The sequence below is a fragment of the Streptomyces fumanus genome (assembly GCF_014655295.1).
GTDB lineage: Bacteria > Actinomycetota > Actinomycetes > Streptomycetales > Streptomycetaceae > Streptomyces > Streptomyces fumanus.
The window spans coordinates 114,175-129,378 of the sequence record NZ_BNBI01000004.1; the positions used below are offsets into that span (position 1 = coordinate 114,175).

Below are 15,204 nucleotides of genomic sequence, written 5' to 3' on the forward strand. Positions count from 1 at the left end.
TGTCCCCGTGATCGCTCTGCTGCTGGCCCTGGGCAGCTCCCTGGCCTACGGCTGCGCCGACTTCCTCGGCGGTCTGGGTGCCCGCAGGGCCCATGTCCTGCGGACCGTCATGGTCGCCGCCCCGGCCTCGCTCACCGTGGAGCTGCTGCTGTGGCCCTTCCTCGGCGCCTCCTTCGCCCCCGCCACGCTCGGCTGGGGCGCGGCCTCGGGAGTCGCGTCGGCCGCCGCGTTCGCCCTGCTCTACCGCACGCTCGCGATCGGCCCGATGAACGTCCTCTCCCCGGTCACCGCGCTCGTCTCGGCGATGCTGCCGGTCGCCGTCGGGCTGCTGCAGGGCGAGCACCTGGGCCCGGCCGGGACGATCGGCCTGCCGCTGGCGCTGGCCGCCGTGGTGCTGGTCAGCGCCGGACACGGCAGCGGCGGCGCCCGTCCGTCGCGCACGGCGCTGCTGCTGGCCCTCGGCGCCGGGGCCGCCATCGCCCTGCAACTGGTCTGCCTGCACCAGGCGCCCGCCGACAGCGGCGTCGGCCCGCTGATCACAGGTCGTGCCGTCTCCTCGGCGGTCACGCTGGCCGCGGCCGGCCTGCTGTACCGCAGGCTGGGGGCGGAGCGGCCCGCGTACGCGATGTCGGCGGCGGCCGGTGTGCTGGACTCGGTGGCCAACCTGCTGTTCCTGCTCGCCGCCCGCGGCGGTGACCTGGCGGTCGTCGCCGTGATCACCGCCCTGTACCCGGCGGGCACCGTCCTGCTCGCCCGCGGTGTCCTCGCCGAACGGATCCACCGCGGCCAGCTCCTCGGCCTGGGCACGGCCGCGGTGGCGGTGAGCCTCCTGGCCCTGGCCTGATGTGCGCCGACCGCCACCGGCCCCCTCGCCCCGTCCGAATCCCGCCCCCCGCTCCCCGTCCCGGCCGGGCACCCGTCGTCGTCCCCACGCACTTCACCGCTGTACGGGCGACGTTTCAAGCGGCAGGTGAAGGTGGGCCCGGGCCCGCTCGCCCGGGCGGCCGCGATGATGAACGCCGCGATCTACGACGCGGAGAGCGCCTACCAGCGGACCTGGCACACCCTGAAGTACGAGCCCTACCTGGAGGCGCCGAAGTACTCGGGAGCGCCGCTGCTGGAGGGACCCCAGGAGGAGGAGCGGGTCATCGGGCACACCGCCCGCACCATCCTGGTGCGGCTCTTCCCGGGCCAGCAGACGCTCATCAACACGCGCTTCAAGGAGCGGTTCGGCCACGAGTGGACCGACTTCGACATCCTGAAGCCGCTGGTGGCCGAGCCGGTCGCCGAGCGGATGTGGAACGCCCGCTACACCGACGGCTCGGGCGCGGGCGGCTCGTACTCCCCGGAGAACAAGCCCGGTGCCTGGCGGCCCACCGGCAACGCCGGATGCACCTCCGACGGTGACGCCGTCGACCCGAAGTGGGGACTGGTGACCCCCTTCGCCCTCACCTCCGCCACGCAGTTCCGGCCCGCCACACCGGAGACCTACGGCACGTACGAAGCCCTGGTGGCGAGCCCCGCCTACCGGGCCCAGGTGGACGAGGTGCGCAGGCTCGGCTCGGTGAACTCCACCGAACGCACCACCGACCAGACCGCGGCGGCCTGGTTCTGGGCCAATGACGCGGACGGCACCTACAAGCCTCCGGGACAGATCCTCGACATGACCCGGATCATCGCCAACCAGCGCAACCTCGACGTGTACCCGACCGCGCGGCTGTTCGCGCTCGTCTCCCTGGCGATGGCGGACGGGGCGATCGCCGAGTGGGACGTGAAGTACCAGACGCCGATCGACCTGTGGCGCCCGGTCTCCGCGGTCCAGGTGGGCCTGAACGACCCGACCTGGCAGCCGCTGGGCAACACCCCCTGCTTCCCCGCCTGGGCCTCCGGCCACGCCACCTTCGCCGGAGCCTGGGAAGCGGTGCTGACGGACGTCTTCGAGACCGGCCAGATCCCGTTCACCGCCTCCACCGACGACCCCAAGTCACCGGTGAAGAACCGCACGTTCAGCAGCTTCAAGCAGGCCGCCGAGGAGGACGCCAACAGCCGCCTCTGGCTCGGGGTGCACTACCGCTGGGACGCCGTGGACGGCCTCCAGCTCGGCCGCAACGTCGGAACGTACGTCGTCCAGCACGAACTTCAGCCCCTCTGAGCGCACCCGGCAGACCGGTCCGGGTCGGGCCCCGGTCCGGGCGCGAGCCCGTCGGGGCCCTCTCCCGTCGGCGTCGGGGCGGGGTCAGGTGCGGCGGGCGGCCCAGACGGTGCGTTCGGTGCGGACCGTCAGGTCGTCGCGGCGCAGGATGCCGTGCGGGCCGTCGGGGTCCAGGAGCCGGTCGAGCGCGGTGAGGTCCTCGGGGGAGAGCGCGTCGGCGACGGCACCGCCAAGGCGCCCCAGGACACCGAGGGCGTAACGGCCGATCACCGCGTCGCGGGAGCCCTCGACGCGTACGGCGACGGTGCGTTCGCCCTCGACCGTGAAACCGGCGGCGGTCAGCATCGGGCCCCAGTCGGCGCCCCGGTGCGGCAGATGCCCGGCCTGCAGGCGGTCGGCCGCGGAGTGCAGGCGCTCCTCCAGACCCGGCCGGTCCTCGGGGGCGTCCTCGGGCAGGAAGCGGGGGTGGCCGGCCAGCTCGACGACGGCGAACAGGCCACCGGGCGCCAGCGCGTCGTGGACGGCGCGCAGGGCGAGGTCGGGGCGGGCCATGTGGTGCATGGACGCCGACGCCCACACCAGGTCCGGTGAGCCGAGGTCGGGCCAGGCGGTGTCGTCGAGGTCGGCCTGCACGGTGCGTACGCGCTCCGCCAGACCGCGGGCACATGCCTTGGCGCGCAGGTGCTGGAGGTGTCCGGCGGAGGCGTCGACGGCGGTGACATGCGCGTCGGGGAACCGGTCCAGCAGGGCGAAGGTGCCGGTGCCCGTGCCGCAGCCCAGGTCCGTGATCCGGCGCGGGGCGGTCCGCAGCGGCAGCCACGCGGTGATGGAGGCGATGTGCTCGGCGAGGACCTCGGCGTCCAGGTCGAGGATCTCGGCCAGGCCGTCCGGGTCGTGGCTGTGGCCGTGGTGGGTGTGGTCCGGGCTGGCGTGCTGGGGGTGCGGCTGGCTTTCAGGCATGCCTCCACCGTAAGCGCGTCATGCGGCAGGGGCATGATGGCTCCCGGAACGCGCAAGGAGATCGGCCTCGGTGTTGCGCGGCGCGCAAGGTCCGCCGTCGCGCCGCCCCGCTGTCAGGCGTCGGCGCCCCGCGTGTCGGCGGCGTCGGCCTCGCGCTGGTGGCCGCGCCGGGCGTCGCGGTCGAAGATGCCGAGGATCTCGCACGGCCCGCCCTCGGCCCCGATCGCGTGCGGCGTCATCGTGGGGAACTCGGCGGCCTGGTTGGTCTCGACGCGGAAGCGGCGGTGGCCCAGCATGAGGACCGCGGTGCCGGACAGGACGACGAGCCATTCGCGGCCCGGGTGGGCGCGCATACGGGCCAGGTTCTCCGGCGGCGGCTCGGTCAAGCGCCGGCGCACCACGCTCATGCCGGGGTCGCCCTTCACCGGCCAGCGCATCGCGCCGTGGGTGCCGTCGATCATCGGGCTGATGATCACGTCGTCGTCGGCGGTCTCCACGAGCTGATCGAGCGTGGTGTCCAGGGCGCGGGCGAGCGTGACCAGTTGATCGAGGGCGAGGCGGCGCTGCCCGTTCTCGATCCGGCTCAGTGAGGACTGGCTGAGGTGGGCCCGGGTGGCCAGTTCCTCGAGGGACCAGCCCTGGGCCACGCGCAGGGCGCGGATCCGCTTGCGTACGAGGCTGTCCAGACCGCCATCTTCTTGCGTCATACGCAACATCGTATGCCCGGCGTGCAATCGCCGATTAGCGTCGCCACGCGGACGGGCGGTGCCGGCCGGGTTCCGGGTTCCCGGTCCCCGCTCGTTCGGCGAACCGTTCTCCTCACTCCCGCACCTCGACATATCCCTATGTCCACACATCCGTATGGAGAGACATCCATGAGCACGAACCAGCGCGCTCGAGCCGCCGAAGCCGAAGGCGGCGGGGACGCACCGGACGCGCGCCGGCTCCGCACCATTCTGATCGCCGTCTCCCTCGCGCTGATGGCCGTCGTCGCCTCGGTGAGCGGGCTGAACGTCGCGCAGACCCACATGGCCGTGGAGTTCGGCGCCTCGCAGGGCACGGTCCTGTGGATCATCAACGTCTACACCCTGGCCCTGGCCGCGCTGCTGCTGCCGCTCGGTGCCGTCGGTGACCGCCTGGGCCGCAAGCCCGTGCTCGTCGCCGGGCTGGGTGTCTTCGGTGCCGCCAACGTGGCCGCGGGGGTGGCCCCGACCGCGGAGGTGATGCTCGCCGCGCGGGTGGCCGGTGGTGTCGGCGCCGCGATGATCATGCCCATCACCCTCGCCGTCATCACCTCCACCTTCCCCGAGGAGCGACGCGGCAAGGCGATCGGCGTGTGGACCGGGGTCGCCGGAGGCGGCGGCATCCTGGGGATGTTCCTCTCCGCGCTGCTCGTCGACGCCGCCGACTGGCGCGGGCTGTTCGTGCTGCCGGTGGTGCTGGTCGCGGTGGCCCTGGCCCTGACGCTGAAGTCCGTCCCCGACTCCCGCGAGATACCGGCCCATCGCTTCGACGCCGTCGGGGCGCTGGTCTCCGCCGTCGCCGTGGTCGGCCTGATCTTCGTCTTGCAAGAGGGCCCCGAGCGCGGCTGGACGGCCCCCGGGACGCTGACCGGTCTCGCCGTCGGTGTCGTCGCCGCCGTCGGCTTCGCCGCCTGGGAACTGCGCCGCCGGGACGCCGCCCTGCTGGACGTGCGGCTGTTCCGGGAACGCGGTCTGGCGGGCGGCTCGGTGACGCTGCTGGTGGTCTTCGGGGTCCAGGCCGGCTTCGGTGTCGTCCTCTTCCCGTTCTTCCAGGCCGTCCTCGGCTGGTCCGGCCTGCGGTCCACGGCGGCGCTGATGCCCATGGCCGTCATGATGATGGCGGCCTCCGGTGCGGCCCTCAGGCTCGCCGGGCGCACCGGTCCCCGCGCGGCCATGGCGGCGGGCGTCGCGCTGGCCGGCGTCGGCATGACGCTCATGGCCCTGTTCGTCTCCCTCGACGGCGGCTACCTGTCCATCCTGCCCGGCATGCTCGCCACGGGCATCGGCATGGGCCTGTCGATGACCCCGTCCACCGAGGCCATCACCGGTTCCCTGCCGCGGGCGAAGCAGGGCGTGGCCTCCGCCCTCAACGACGTGACCCGCGAGCTGGGCACCGCGCTCGGCGTCGCCCTGCTCGGCGCGCTGGTGGCCGGCGGCTACCGCGACGCCGTCGACGACCGGCTGCGCGGCATCCCCGAGGGGCCCGCGGACACCGCCCGGGAGGGGGTCGCCAACGCCGTCGAGGCGGCGGGCGGCGCCGGACCGTACGCGGGGGACCTGCTCCACGCCGCCCGGCAGTCCTTCGTCGACGGATGGCGGCAGGGCATGTGGGCGGGCGTCGCCGTCATGGCCGCCCTGCTGGTCTACGTGGTCTTCCGCGGGCCCGGCGGCGGGCTCCGGGCGGGTGCGGACGGGGCACCGGACGGCACCCCCGGCTAGGGAGTGACGCCCGGCCGCCTTCCCCGGCGAAGCGCGGACGGAGGCGGAACGGCGGGCTCGGGCAGCGTCCGGAAGAGCAGGCCGGCCAGTACGGGCAGCAGGATCAGCGGGGTCAGGGCCGTCTGCAGTGACGTGCGGTCGGCCAGCACGCCGATGGCCGGGGCGAGCAGGCCGCCGACGCTCACGGTGAGGCCGAGCGTGATACCGCCGGCGGTGCCCGGTCGGGAGGGCAAGTAGTCCTGGCCCAGGGTGACTTGGAGGGAGAAGGGGACGTACAGCCCGATCGAGGTCAGGGCGGTGAACAGGTAGCAGGCGGGGCCCGGGACGAGGACCAGACCGGCGAGCGATCCGGCCGTCAGCAGGTACGACCAGGAGCAGACCCGCACCCGGTCCCACCGGTCGGCCAGCACACCGCCCAGCACGCTGCCCACCGCACCTCCCAGGTAGAGCAGGAACAGCACGGCGGTGCCGGCCCCGCCGGAGCCCGTGCGCTCGGTGGCGTACAGCGCGAGGAAGGTACCCAGGCCGGTGAAGACGACCGAGCGGCACACCACGGCCAGGGAGAGCCGTACGAACGACGCGGTGTCGTCCCGGGCCGGCCCGGGGGGCGCGGCCGTGCCGGACGGCCGGGTCTGCCGTGCGCGCAGCACGGGCAGGCAGAGCGCGGCGCCCACCACGGCCGGCAGCAGGAGCAGTGGTGAGCGGCGCAGCCCGCCGGCGGCGGCCAGGGCGGCGACCGCGAGCGGGGCCAGCGCGAACCCCAGGTTGCCGCCGAGCGCGAACCACCCCATCGCGCGGTGGCCGCCGCCGGCGGCGAGCCGGGCCACCCGCGCGGACTCCGGGTGGTACGCCGCCACCCCGAGCCCGGAGACGGCGACCACCGCGAGTGTGACGGCGTAGGAGTCGCTCACCCCGCTCAGCGCGACGCCCAGGCCCGCGAGCAGGGTGCTGACCGGGAGCAGCCAGGGTCTGGCCCGGCGGTCGCCGAGCACGCCGAACAGCGGCTGGGCCAGCGAGGACAGCGACGAGGCCGCGAGCACGACCCCCGAGGCGGCCGCGTAACCGTAGGCGCGCTCGGTGACGAGCAGGGGCACGAGCGCGGCGACGGACCCCTGGTAGAGGTCGACACAGCCGTGCCCGACGGACAGCAAGGTGATGGGGTGGGTTCTGCGCACCCCGTCATCCTGGGCGGCCCCGGGCGTGTCGCGCTTCCGATAAGCTGCCACGCGATGACGGAAGTCCGCCACGCTCCCGTGGCCCCTACTCGTACCCGGCACTTGCCCCCCGGTGGGGAGATCGACGCGCACCGGCACGACGACCATCAGATCGTCTACGCGGGCCGGGGGGTGCTGACCGTCACCACCAGTGCCGGTTCCTGGGTCGCCCCGGCGACGCGCGCCCTCTGGATCCCGGCCGGCACCGTCCACGCCCACCAGGCGCACGGCGACCTCGACCTGCACCTGGTGGGGCTGCCCGCGACGGAGAACCCGCTGGGCCTGGAGAGCCCCGCCGTGCTGGCGGTCGGCCCGCTGCTGCGCGAGCTGATCATCGCTCGCGCCCGCGCCGGGGACGGCGACACCCCGGAGGGAACGCGGCTGCGCGGGGTCCTCCTCGACCAACTGCGGATCTCCGCCCGGCAACAGCCCCTGCACCTGCCGATGCCGTCCGATCCGCTGCTGCGTGCGGTCTGCGACCTGCTGCGCGCCGACCCCTCGGACAACCGGACCCTCGCCGAGTGGGGCAGGCTGGTGGGAGCCAGCGACCGCACGCTCTCCCGGCTGTTCGCCAGGGAGCTGGGGATGACCTTTCCCCAGTGGCGCACCCAGATGCGCCTGCACCGCGCGCTGGTGCTGCTGGCCGAGCGGACACCGGTGACCCAGGTCGCGAACCGGTGCGGATGGTCCTCCACCAGCGCCTTCATCGACGTGTTCCGCCGCGCCTTCGGCCACACACCGGGCACGCACGCGCGGCGACCGGGGCCCCGGCGGCTTTAGCCCGCCCGTCCTGGGCCCCCGGTGGTCTTGCCCCGCCCGACCGGGTGCCCCGCCCGACCGGGGCCCCGGCGGCTTCAGCTCACCGCTGCGAGCACGTCCCAGACCCGCCGTTCCCGGCCGTGCGGGTCGTCGACCTGGCGCCACTCGGCGTCGATGCGCATCGTGGTCCTGCGCCCGGTGTCGTACGGGTCCCAGCCCGGGTCGCCGGTCCTCGCGAACCGCACCCAGGCCGCGTGCGCACGGGCGGCGAGGTCCGCGGGGGGCCGGTCCGGGCCGAGCAGGGCGGCGGGGCCGTGCAGTTGGGGCAGGTGCGCGAGGTCGAAGACGAAGGGCAGCTCGATCGCGTGGGCGGCGCCCAGCGCGCCGTCCAGCGCCCGGGAGCGCCAGGCGAACTCGTAGGCGTACGTGGCGGACCGGGCCCGCGCGGCGTGTGCGTCGGCCAGGGCCCGGCTGCCCGCGCCGAACAGCGCGTCGCCCATGATGGCGGAGCGCAGCTCGCCGAAGGACGCCCCGGGACGGGCCCGCCGGTAGGTCTCGACGAGCCGGTCCGGGTCCGGGTGCGCACGCGCCGCCGCGTCGGCCACGTCCTCGGCGGTCGAGCCGGCGTACCGGTCCACCGGGACCAGATAGAGGTTGCCCTCCTCGGCGTTGGTCCCGATCAGCAGGTCCACGTCGGCGCCCGGGCCGGCGGCGACGGACGCGGCGGGCTGGGTGTCCAGGACCAGGCTGAAGGGGCTGAGCCCGATCAGCGGGTCGCGGCGGGACACGGTCCCCAGGTCGATGCCCGCGAGCCCGGAGGCGGCCGCCACCAGGCGCTCGTCGGAGAGGTCCGCGAAGGCGTCGGCGTGGGGTGCGACCCCCAGGGCGCGGGCCGCCGCCCGGGTGACACGGGCGGCCTGCTCGGTGCTGAACGCGCCCAGACCGCTGCCGCTCTGGAGGATCGCCCGGCGCAGCAGCCCCGCGGCCCCGGGGGTGGCCAGGACGCCGCCGACGACGGTCGCCCCGGCCGACTGGCCGAAGAGGGTGACGTTGCGCGGGTCACCGCCGAAGGCGGCGATGTTCTCCTCGACCCAGCGCAGCGCGGCGACGACGTCGAGCAGGCCGCGGTTGGCGGGCGCGCCCGGCAGGTCGAGGAATCCGGCGATGCCGAGCCGGTAGTTGAGGGTGACGAGGACCACGCCGTCACGGGCGAAGGCGGACCCGTCGTAGAGCGGGGACCGCGTGGAGCCGGCGACGAATCCGCCGCCGTGGACGAACACCATGACCGGCAGGCCACCGCCGCCGTCGGCGGGTGCGAAGACACTGACGGTGAGGTAGTCCTCGCCGCGGTGCCAACCGGTGCCGAAGTAGGGGGACATGTCGACACGGCCGAGCCGGCGCTCGGACTGCGGGGCGGTGGGCCCCGGCGCGGTGGCGTCCCGTACGCCGTCCCACGGCTCGTGCGGCCGGGGCGGCGCGAACCGGCCGGCGCCGCGGGGCGGAGCGGCGTAGGGGATGTTCAGGAAGGCGGCGGTGTCGCCCCGGCGCAGGCCGCGGACGGCTCCTGACGCCGTGGTCACGACGGGGTCGGGATGGCGGTTCACGGTGGTGCCTCTCCGCGGGCCCTCAGGCCCGCTCGGTGTACGGGGCGAACGGCGCCCAGCCCTTGATGGCGAACTTGCTTCCCTCGCGCACCACTTCGGCGGCGCCGTGGCCGCCCAGGTGCGCGGGGACGACCAGCGCGTTGTGGTCGGCCGCCCAGCCGAGCACCTTGCGGCGGGTGGCGCGGGCGCCCGCGGGGTCCTCGCAGAAGCAACTGTTGGCGTCCGGTTCGAGGATCTGCACCGGGCTGTGCAGCAGGTCGCCGACGAACACCGCGCGGTCCGTCCCGGAGGTGAGGGTCAGCACCGAGGAGCCGGGGGTGTGTCCGGGAGCCGCGTCCAGGCGCAGCGCGGCGTCGATCCGGTGGCTGCCCTCCCACAGCAGCGTCCGGCCGGCCCGGTGCACCGGCGACACACTGTCCTCGAAGACGTTCTGGTTGCCGCGGCCGAGCACCGGCTCATGGCCGTTCTCGGGGTTCCAGAAGTCGAAGTCGTCCTTCGGCATCAGGTAGGTGGCGTTGGGGAACGTGGGCACCCACTGCCGGTCGTCCAGGTAGGTGTTCCAGCCGACGTGGTCGACGTGGAGATGGGTGTTGATCACGATGTCCACGTCCTCGGGCTCGACGCCCGCCCGGGAGAGGTTGGCCAGGAAGTCCGTCCGCAGACGGCTCCAGACCGGCGCGTACGGGCGCTCCTTGTGGTTGCCCACACCGGTGTCGACGAGGATCGTCCGGCCCTCGCTGCGCAGCAGCCAGGTTTGGATCGCGGAACGCACGATGTGCGTGTCCGGGTCCAGGAAGTGCGGGCTCAGCCAGGACTCGCCGTCCTCCCACACCTCCTTCGGGCTGTCCGGGAAGAAGGTGCCGGGCGTCAGGTCGACGGAGCCGAAGTACTCCCACACCCGGGTGACGGTGACATCGCCGAGAGTGATCTGGTCCATGAAGGGTCCTCGGGAACGCGAAGGATTTCCTGGACCGTACGAGCCGCCCCGGCAGCCGGGGTATCCGTCACGTGACTGCACCCGCCCGCCCGCGCCCCGGGCCGGGGGAGCGGCCGCTTGTACCCTGGCCGGGGCAGGGCGAGACGGCTCCCGTGCGTGAGCCAGGATGCGTGGAGACCCCGTGGACGAGCACACAGGCGGCCCCGGTGCGGCGCCGGAGGCGGACGAGCCGTTCGTCGGCCGCGACGCCGAACTGGCACACCTGCTCCGCGCGGTGCGACCGGCGTCCACCGACCGCGTGGTGACGCTCGTCGGCGCGGCGGGCCTGGGCAAGAGCGCCCTGCTGGACCGGGTGGTGCGCCGGGCCGAGGCCGGCGGTGTGCGCGTACTGCGGGCCGAGGGCAGCGAGTCGGAGGCCCGCCTGCCGTACTCCGCGCTGCACCAACTGCTGCGTCCGCTGCGGGCGGAGCTGGACCGGCTCCCGCACCGGCAGCGCACCGCCGTCGAGGACGCCTTCGGTACCGGACCGGCGGCGCGGGCGGGCCACCCCGATCCGCTGCTGATCGGGGTCGCCGTGCTGGGCCTGCTGTCGGCCCTGGGCGACCGGCGGCCCGTCCTGCTGGTGCTGGACGACGCCCAGTGGTGCGACCGCGCCTCCCTGGAGGCACTGTCCTTCGCCGCCAGACGGCTGGACGGCGAACCGGTCACCCTGCTGATCGCGGCCCGCGACGGCGACCGCGTCGCCGGATTCGACCGGCACCGGCCCACGCTGGTGCTCCAACCGCTCGACGACGCCGCGGCGAACCGGCTGCTGGACCAGCAGCCACGGCGGCCCACCGGCCGCACCAGGGCACGCGTCCTGGACCAGGCGGGCGGCAACCCCCTGGCACTGGTGGAACTCGCACGGGCGGCCACCGAAGTGCCGGCCGCGGGCCCGCTGCCCCTGTCCGAGCACCTGGAACGGCTCTTCGCCGCCCGGCTCGACGGCCTCCCCGCCGACACGACACGGGCCCTGCTGCTCCTGGCCGCGATGGACAGCGCCGACGCGCCGATCGCTGTCGCCGTGGACGGCGCCGACGGGTCGCTCGCCGTGCCGGCTGCCGTGGGGAACGCCGACGGGCCGCTCGCCGTCCCGGCCGCCGTGGAGTGCGGCGACGGGCCGCGCGCCGTGCCGGCCGCTGTGGAGAGCGGCGACGGGCCGCGCGCCGTGCCGGCCGCTGTGGAGAGCGGCGACGGGCCGCTCACCGTCCCGGCCGCCGTGGAGAGCGCCGACGGGCCGCTCACCGTCCCGGCCGCCGTGGAGAGCGCCGACGGGCCGATTGTCCTCCCGGCCGCCATGGACAGCGCCGACGGGCCGATTGCCCTCCCGGCCGCCATGGACGCCGCCGATGCGCCGCTCGCCGTCCCGGCCGGACCGCCGCCCACCGAGGACGACGTCTGGGCCCCGGCCGAGCGGGCCGGGCTGGTCCGGCGCACCGGCCGCGACCTCCGCTTCCGCCACCCGCTGGTCCGGTCCGCCGTGTACCACGCCGCGCCCCCGGACGCCCGGCGCGCGGCCCACCGCACGCTCGCCGAGCTGCTGCGGGACGAACCGGACCGACGCGCCTGGCACCTGGCGGCCGCCTGCCCGGGACCCGACGCGGAGGTCTCGGCGGAGCTGGCGCGGACCGCCGCCCGGGCCCGCCGCCGCGGCGGCCACGCGGCGGCGGCCACGGCCCTCCAGCGCGCCGCGGACCTCGCACCGCACCGCGCGGACAGCGCCCGGCTGCTGGTCGAGGCCGCCTCGGCGGCCGTGTTCACCGGTGACCTGCCCTGGGTCGAGGAACTGACCGCCGCGGTCCGCGCCCGCACCGACGACCCCGCTCTGCTGGCCTCCGCCACCGTGCAGGCCGGCCGGCTGGCGGTCCTGACCCAGCGCCACACCACGGTCTTCGCCCGGCTGACCGACGCGGCCGAGGCACTGGCGGCCTCCCGCCCCGCCACCGCGCTCGACCTGCTCGCCGACGCCGCCGTGATCCGCTTCTACTCCGGAGCCGACACCCAGCGCCGCCGCATCCACGACATCCTGGCCCGCCTTCCCGACGACGCCTCGACCACGGTCCCGCGCACCTGGGTGAGGGCCGTGTCGGATCCCCTCGCGGTCCGGGCCGAACTCATCGCCGTACTCCCGGGGTTGGCCGCCGAGGCGGCGGACCGGCCGGAACGGCTCACCGCCGTCGGCATCATGGCGTGGCTGCTGGACGAGACCCCGGAGGCCGTGCGCCTCTTCGACCGGGCCACCGACCGCTGGGCGGCCCAGGGAGCGCTGCCGGAGGGACTGGGCGGCGCGATCGCCTGGGCCTACGCGGAACGGGGACGCTGGGACCGGGCCCGGGACGCCTGCGCCCGCACCCTCGCCGTCGGCCGGGCGGCCGGCCTCGACCACGCCGTCGCCTGCGCGAGCGCGGTGGACGCCTTCCTGCTGGCCCACCAGGGCGACCCGGCGGCGGCCCGGGATCGCGCCGACGAGGCGCTCACCCTGATCGACCCGCTGGAGAGCCGCTCGGTCGCGGTCTACGCCCGCCGCGCACTGGCCGCCGCGGCGGCGGTGGACGGCGCGTACGAGACCGCCTACGACCAGCTCCGCAGGGTCTTCACGGCGGACGGCACGCCCGTGCACTACCACGCCTCCGCCCCGGCCCTCGCCGACCTGGCCGCCGCGGCCGTGCGCACCGGACACCACGAGGACGCCGCCATGGTCGTCGAGCGCTGCGCGCGCACGCTCACCGGCCGGGCCTCGCCCCGCCTGCGCGCGCTGCTCGGCCGGGCCCGTGGCCTGCTGGCCGCCCCCGAGGACGCCGAACCGCACTTCCGGGCCGCCCTGGCCGACCCGGTCCTCGCCCACTGGCCCCTCGAACGCGCCCAGACCCTGCTCGACCACGCCGCGTGGCTGCGCCGCCGTCGCCGTATCGCGGAGGCGCGGGCGCCGCTCACCGACGCCCTGGAGATCTTCCGCCGCCTGGGGGCCCACCCGTGGCTGGAACGGACCCGGGCCGAGGCCCGCGCCGCCGGACTCGACGTCACGGACACGGTCCCCGACGCGCTCGCCCGGCTCTCCCCGCAACAGCAGCAGATCATCAGGCTCGCCGCCCGCGGGCTGACCAACCGCGAGATCGGCGAGCGGCTCTTCCTCTCCCCCCGCACGGTCGGCTCGCACCTCTACCGCAGCTTCCCCAAACTGGGCATCACCACCCGCACCCAGCTCCGCGACCTCGTCGAGGGCACCCTGGCGACGGCCGGACGCGGGGAGTGAGACGGGCGGTGAGGCTCCCGCCGACTAGGAGCCGGACGGCCCGATCTCTCCCGCGAAGACGATGATCTGGTCGATGAGGCTGCGCCGCAGATGGACGACGTCCGTTCCGGCCAGGCGGGGGCCGCCGTCCGGCGTGGTGAAGACCCACTGGTACCTGGCCCACTCGTCCGGCATGTCCACCGCCGAGCAGCGCACCATCGTGCCGGTACCCGCCGGGTGGTGCCGGATGTCCAGCACGAACCGTTCGACCGCCTCGATCCCGTCACTGCGGCCCAGCGGTCCCCAGAGCACCACGTCCGACGTGAGGGCCTGGGAGAGCAGGCCGGTCACATAGGCGTCGTCCGGGGCGTTGAACGCGGAGATGAAGGTGTCGATCGCGGACCGAGCGGCTGCTTCCTGCATGCACCAGTAATACCAGGCCGCTCGCGGCTCGTTCGTCCCACCGGGGACCGTGTGCACCGTGCGGCTCATGGGTCCTGCCGGTCCCGTGGGGCTCATTACCCCCGGGGTAATCGACCGCCGCGCAGATCACCGGCAGGATCGACCACATCGACGGAACCCCGTCAGGACCCCGCCGCAGTCACGAGGAGCGCCATGACCGCCAAGTCCACCGCCCAGGCCGCGAGTTCCCCGTCCGAGGAGACCCGGGCCGTGGTGCGGGAGTTCCTCGCCGCGCGGCTGGCCGGGGACACGGAACGGCTCACGGCGCTCTTCGCGGACGTGGTCGACTGGCAGCTCGCCGAGAACCCCGCCGTGCCGTGGATACGTCCCCGGTCCACCGCCGCCGAGTGCGCCGCCCAGTTCACGGAGCTGATGGAGCACACCGTGCCGGAGGACGCCCGCGCCTCCGTGGACGCCTTTCTCGTCGACGGCACCGACGCCGTGCTGACGGGGCATGTGTCGGGGACCGTGCGCGCCACGGGCAAGTCCTTCGAGGGCCCGTTCGCGCTGCGGCTCACCGTCGAGAACGGCCGGATCACCCGGCACCACCTCTACGAGAACAGCCTGTCGATCGCCGCGGCCTGCACACCGTGAGCAAAGGCGGGGGCGGGGCGGGGCGGGGGAGGGCCGTACCCGGTGTGCGCGGGCGGCCCGCTCCGGACAGCCATCCGCGCTGTCCGGGGCCGGCCGCCGCCCATGTGCCCGGTGGGCCCGGCTCACCCGATGTTCATGTCCACGTCGGTCACGTACCAGCGGTCACCCGTCTGGGTGGCTTCGAACGCGATGTCCAGGTCCCCCGACCCCAGACCCGTGGAGTTGGCCAGCACGACCTCCTCCAGGGTCTGCCCGTCGACGGTGATCCGGTCGGCCGGGATCTTGGCCTTGCCGCCCTCCGCCGTGACCTCGTTCACCTCGACGGCCGGGTGTCCGCCGGCCTGCTGGGGCTTGAAGGTCGTACGCAGCCGGTCGGTGACGGTCTTCACCTGCTCCGACGCGGGGGAGCCGCTCGCGCACGCCGCCCCGGGATCGCCGGTCGCGGGCGCCGACCCGGTGACCGAGGGGCCCATCACCAAGCACGCCTGTTCGGTGTCGCCCTCGATGACCGCGGTGATCAGGGTGCCGACCGCCTCTTCGGGGCTGGACTGCGCGCCGGCCGACGACCCGGAGACGGTCGCTCCGGTCTCCTCCGCCTTCGGTGGCTCGACCGTGGCGGACACGCGCGCGGCCGGCTTGCCGGTGGAGGACCCCCCGTCGTCGTCCGAGCATCCCGCGAGCGCTGTCAGCACTGCTGCCAACGCGACTCCCGCGCCCCACCTGGCGGTCCCTGTACGGCTTCTGTATGGCACTGTTCTCCGCGGCCTTCCCGTGGACGTCCTGACTTGC

The 15,204-nt window shown here is 74.9% G+C and carries 13 protein-coding genes; 6 read left to right on the top strand and 7 right to left on the bottom strand.

The window, feature by feature from the left end:
* The first annotated feature begins 7 nt into the window (after positions 1-7).
* Together IE316_RS10015 and IE316_RS10020 are read left to right on the top strand one after the other, a co-directional pair.
* Positions 8-844: an EamA family transporter gene (locus IE316_RS10015; protein ID WP_190203851.1), complete on the top strand. Its 837-nt coding sequence runs from the start codon at positions 8-10 to the stop codon at positions 842-844.
* Between the two features lie 126 nt (positions 845-970).
* Positions 971-2,152, top strand: a complete 1,182-nt coding sequence (locus IE316_RS10020; RefSeq protein WP_229910305.1) for a vanadium-dependent haloperoxidase — start codon at positions 971-973, stop codon at positions 2,150-2,152.
* 84 nt (positions 2,153-2,236) lie between these two features.
* Here IE316_RS10020 and IE316_RS10025 read toward each other — a convergent pair whose 3' ends face one another.
* Entirely contained in the window at positions 2,237-3,112 is an 876-nt protein-coding gene (locus tag IE316_RS10025; protein WP_190203852.1) for a class I SAM-dependent methyltransferase, read from the bottom strand.
* A 113-nt stretch (positions 3,113-3,225) separates the two neighbouring features.
* Entirely contained in the window at positions 3,226-3,819 is a 594-nt protein-coding gene (locus IE316_RS10030) for a helix-turn-helix transcriptional regulator (RefSeq protein WP_229910306.1), read from the bottom strand.
* 168 nt (positions 3,820-3,987) lie between these two features.
* On the opposite strand from IE316_RS10030, the gene IE316_RS10035 reads away from it, so the two are divergent.
* Positions 3,988-5,574 carry an MFS transporter gene (locus IE316_RS10035; RefSeq protein WP_190203854.1) on the top strand — a complete coding sequence of 529 codons (1,587 nt, stop codon included), beginning with the start codon at positions 3,988-3,990 and terminating at the stop codon, positions 5,572-5,574.
* On the opposite strand, the gene IE316_RS10040 is transcribed toward IE316_RS10035, so the two are convergent.
* On the bottom strand, positions 5,571-6,749 hold the full coding sequence (locus tag IE316_RS10040; RefSeq protein WP_190203855.1) for an MFS transporter: 1,179 nt from the start codon (positions 6,747-6,749) through the stop codon (positions 5,571-5,573). The genes IE316_RS10035 and IE316_RS10040 overlap by 4 nt on opposite strands.
* A 54-nt stretch (positions 6,750-6,803) precedes the next feature.
* Between IE316_RS10040 and IE316_RS10045 the strand changes: the two genes are divergently transcribed.
* A complete protein-coding gene (locus IE316_RS10045; protein ID WP_190203856.1) occupies positions 6,804-7,568 on the top strand; it encodes an AraC family transcriptional regulator in 765 nt (254 codons plus the stop codon).
* Between the two features lie 74 nt (positions 7,569-7,642).
* Here the strand turns inward: IE316_RS10045 and IE316_RS10050 are convergent, their stop codons facing one another.
* Both IE316_RS10050 and IE316_RS10055 read right to left on the bottom strand, forming a co-directional pair.
* On the bottom strand, positions 7,643-9,151 hold the full coding sequence (locus tag IE316_RS10050; RefSeq protein WP_190203857.1) for a carboxylesterase/lipase family protein: 1,509 nt from the start codon (positions 9,149-9,151) through the stop codon (positions 7,643-7,645).
* Positions 9,152-9,173: 22 nt separating this feature from the next.
* Positions 9,174-10,088, bottom strand: coding sequence for an MBL fold metallo-hydrolase (locus tag IE316_RS10055; RefSeq protein WP_190203858.1), 915 nt, complete (start codon positions 10,086-10,088; stop codon positions 9,174-9,176).
* A gap of 181 nt (positions 10,089-10,269) precedes the next feature.
* Here IE316_RS10055 and IE316_RS35425 point away from each other — a divergent pair, with 181 nt between their 5' ends.
* The gene (locus tag IE316_RS35425) at positions 10,270-13,380 is read left to right on the top strand and encodes a helix-turn-helix transcriptional regulator (RefSeq protein ID WP_229910307.1); all 3,111 of its coding nucleotides are present in this window, start codon (positions 10,270-10,272) and stop codon (positions 13,378-13,380) included.
* A gap of 24 nt (positions 13,381-13,404) precedes the next feature.
* Here the strand turns inward: IE316_RS35425 and IE316_RS10070 are convergent, their stop codons facing one another.
* Positions 13,405-13,782: a nuclear transport factor 2 family protein gene (locus IE316_RS10070; protein ID WP_190203859.1), complete on the bottom strand. Its 378-nt coding sequence runs from the start codon at positions 13,780-13,782 to the stop codon at positions 13,405-13,407.
* A 192-nt stretch (positions 13,783-13,974) separates the two neighbouring features.
* Here IE316_RS10070 and IE316_RS10075 point away from each other — a divergent pair, with 192 nt between their 5' ends.
* Positions 13,975-14,415, top strand: coding sequence for a nuclear transport factor 2 family protein (locus IE316_RS10075; protein ID WP_190203860.1), 441 nt, complete (start codon positions 13,975-13,977; stop codon positions 14,413-14,415).
* Positions 14,416-14,537: 122 nt separating this feature from the next.
* On the opposite strand, the gene IE316_RS10080 is transcribed toward IE316_RS10075, so the two are convergent.
* Positions 14,538-15,116 (bottom strand): hypothetical protein, encoded by a 579-nt coding sequence (locus IE316_RS10080; protein ID WP_190203861.1) that lies wholly within the window; start codon positions 15,114-15,116, stop codon positions 14,538-14,540.
* Between the last annotated feature and the right edge of the window lie 88 nt (positions 15,117-15,204).

What these genes read in the sequence shown, in the direction of transcription:
- IE316_RS10025 (WP_190203852.1), bottom strand. Translation starts at nt 3,112, where the DNA reads ATGCCTGAAAGCCAGCCGCACCCCCAGCACGCCAGCCCGGACCACACC.
- IE316_RS10030 (WP_229910306.1), bottom strand. Translation starts at nt 3,819, where the DNA reads ATGACGCAAGAAGATGGCGGTCTGGACAGCCTCGTACGCAAGCGGATC.
- IE316_RS10035 (WP_190203854.1), top strand. Translation starts at nt 3,988, where the DNA reads ATGAGCACGAACCAGCGCGCTCGAGCCGCCGAAGCCGAAGGCGGCGGG.
- IE316_RS10045 (WP_190203856.1), top strand. Translation starts at nt 6,804, where the DNA reads ATGACGGAAGTCCGCCACGCTCCCGTGGCCCCTACTCGTACCCGGCAC.
- IE316_RS10055 (WP_190203858.1), bottom strand. Translation starts at nt 10,088, where the DNA reads ATGGACCAGATCACTCTCGGCGATGTCACCGTCACCCGGGTGTGGGAG.
- IE316_RS10070 (WP_190203859.1), bottom strand. Translation starts at nt 13,782, where the DNA reads ATGCAGGAAGCAGCCGCTCGGTCCGCGATCGACACCTTCATCTCCGCG.
- IE316_RS10075 (WP_190203860.1), top strand. Translation starts at nt 13,975, where the DNA reads ATGACCGCCAAGTCCACCGCCCAGGCCGCGAGTTCCCCGTCCGAGGAG.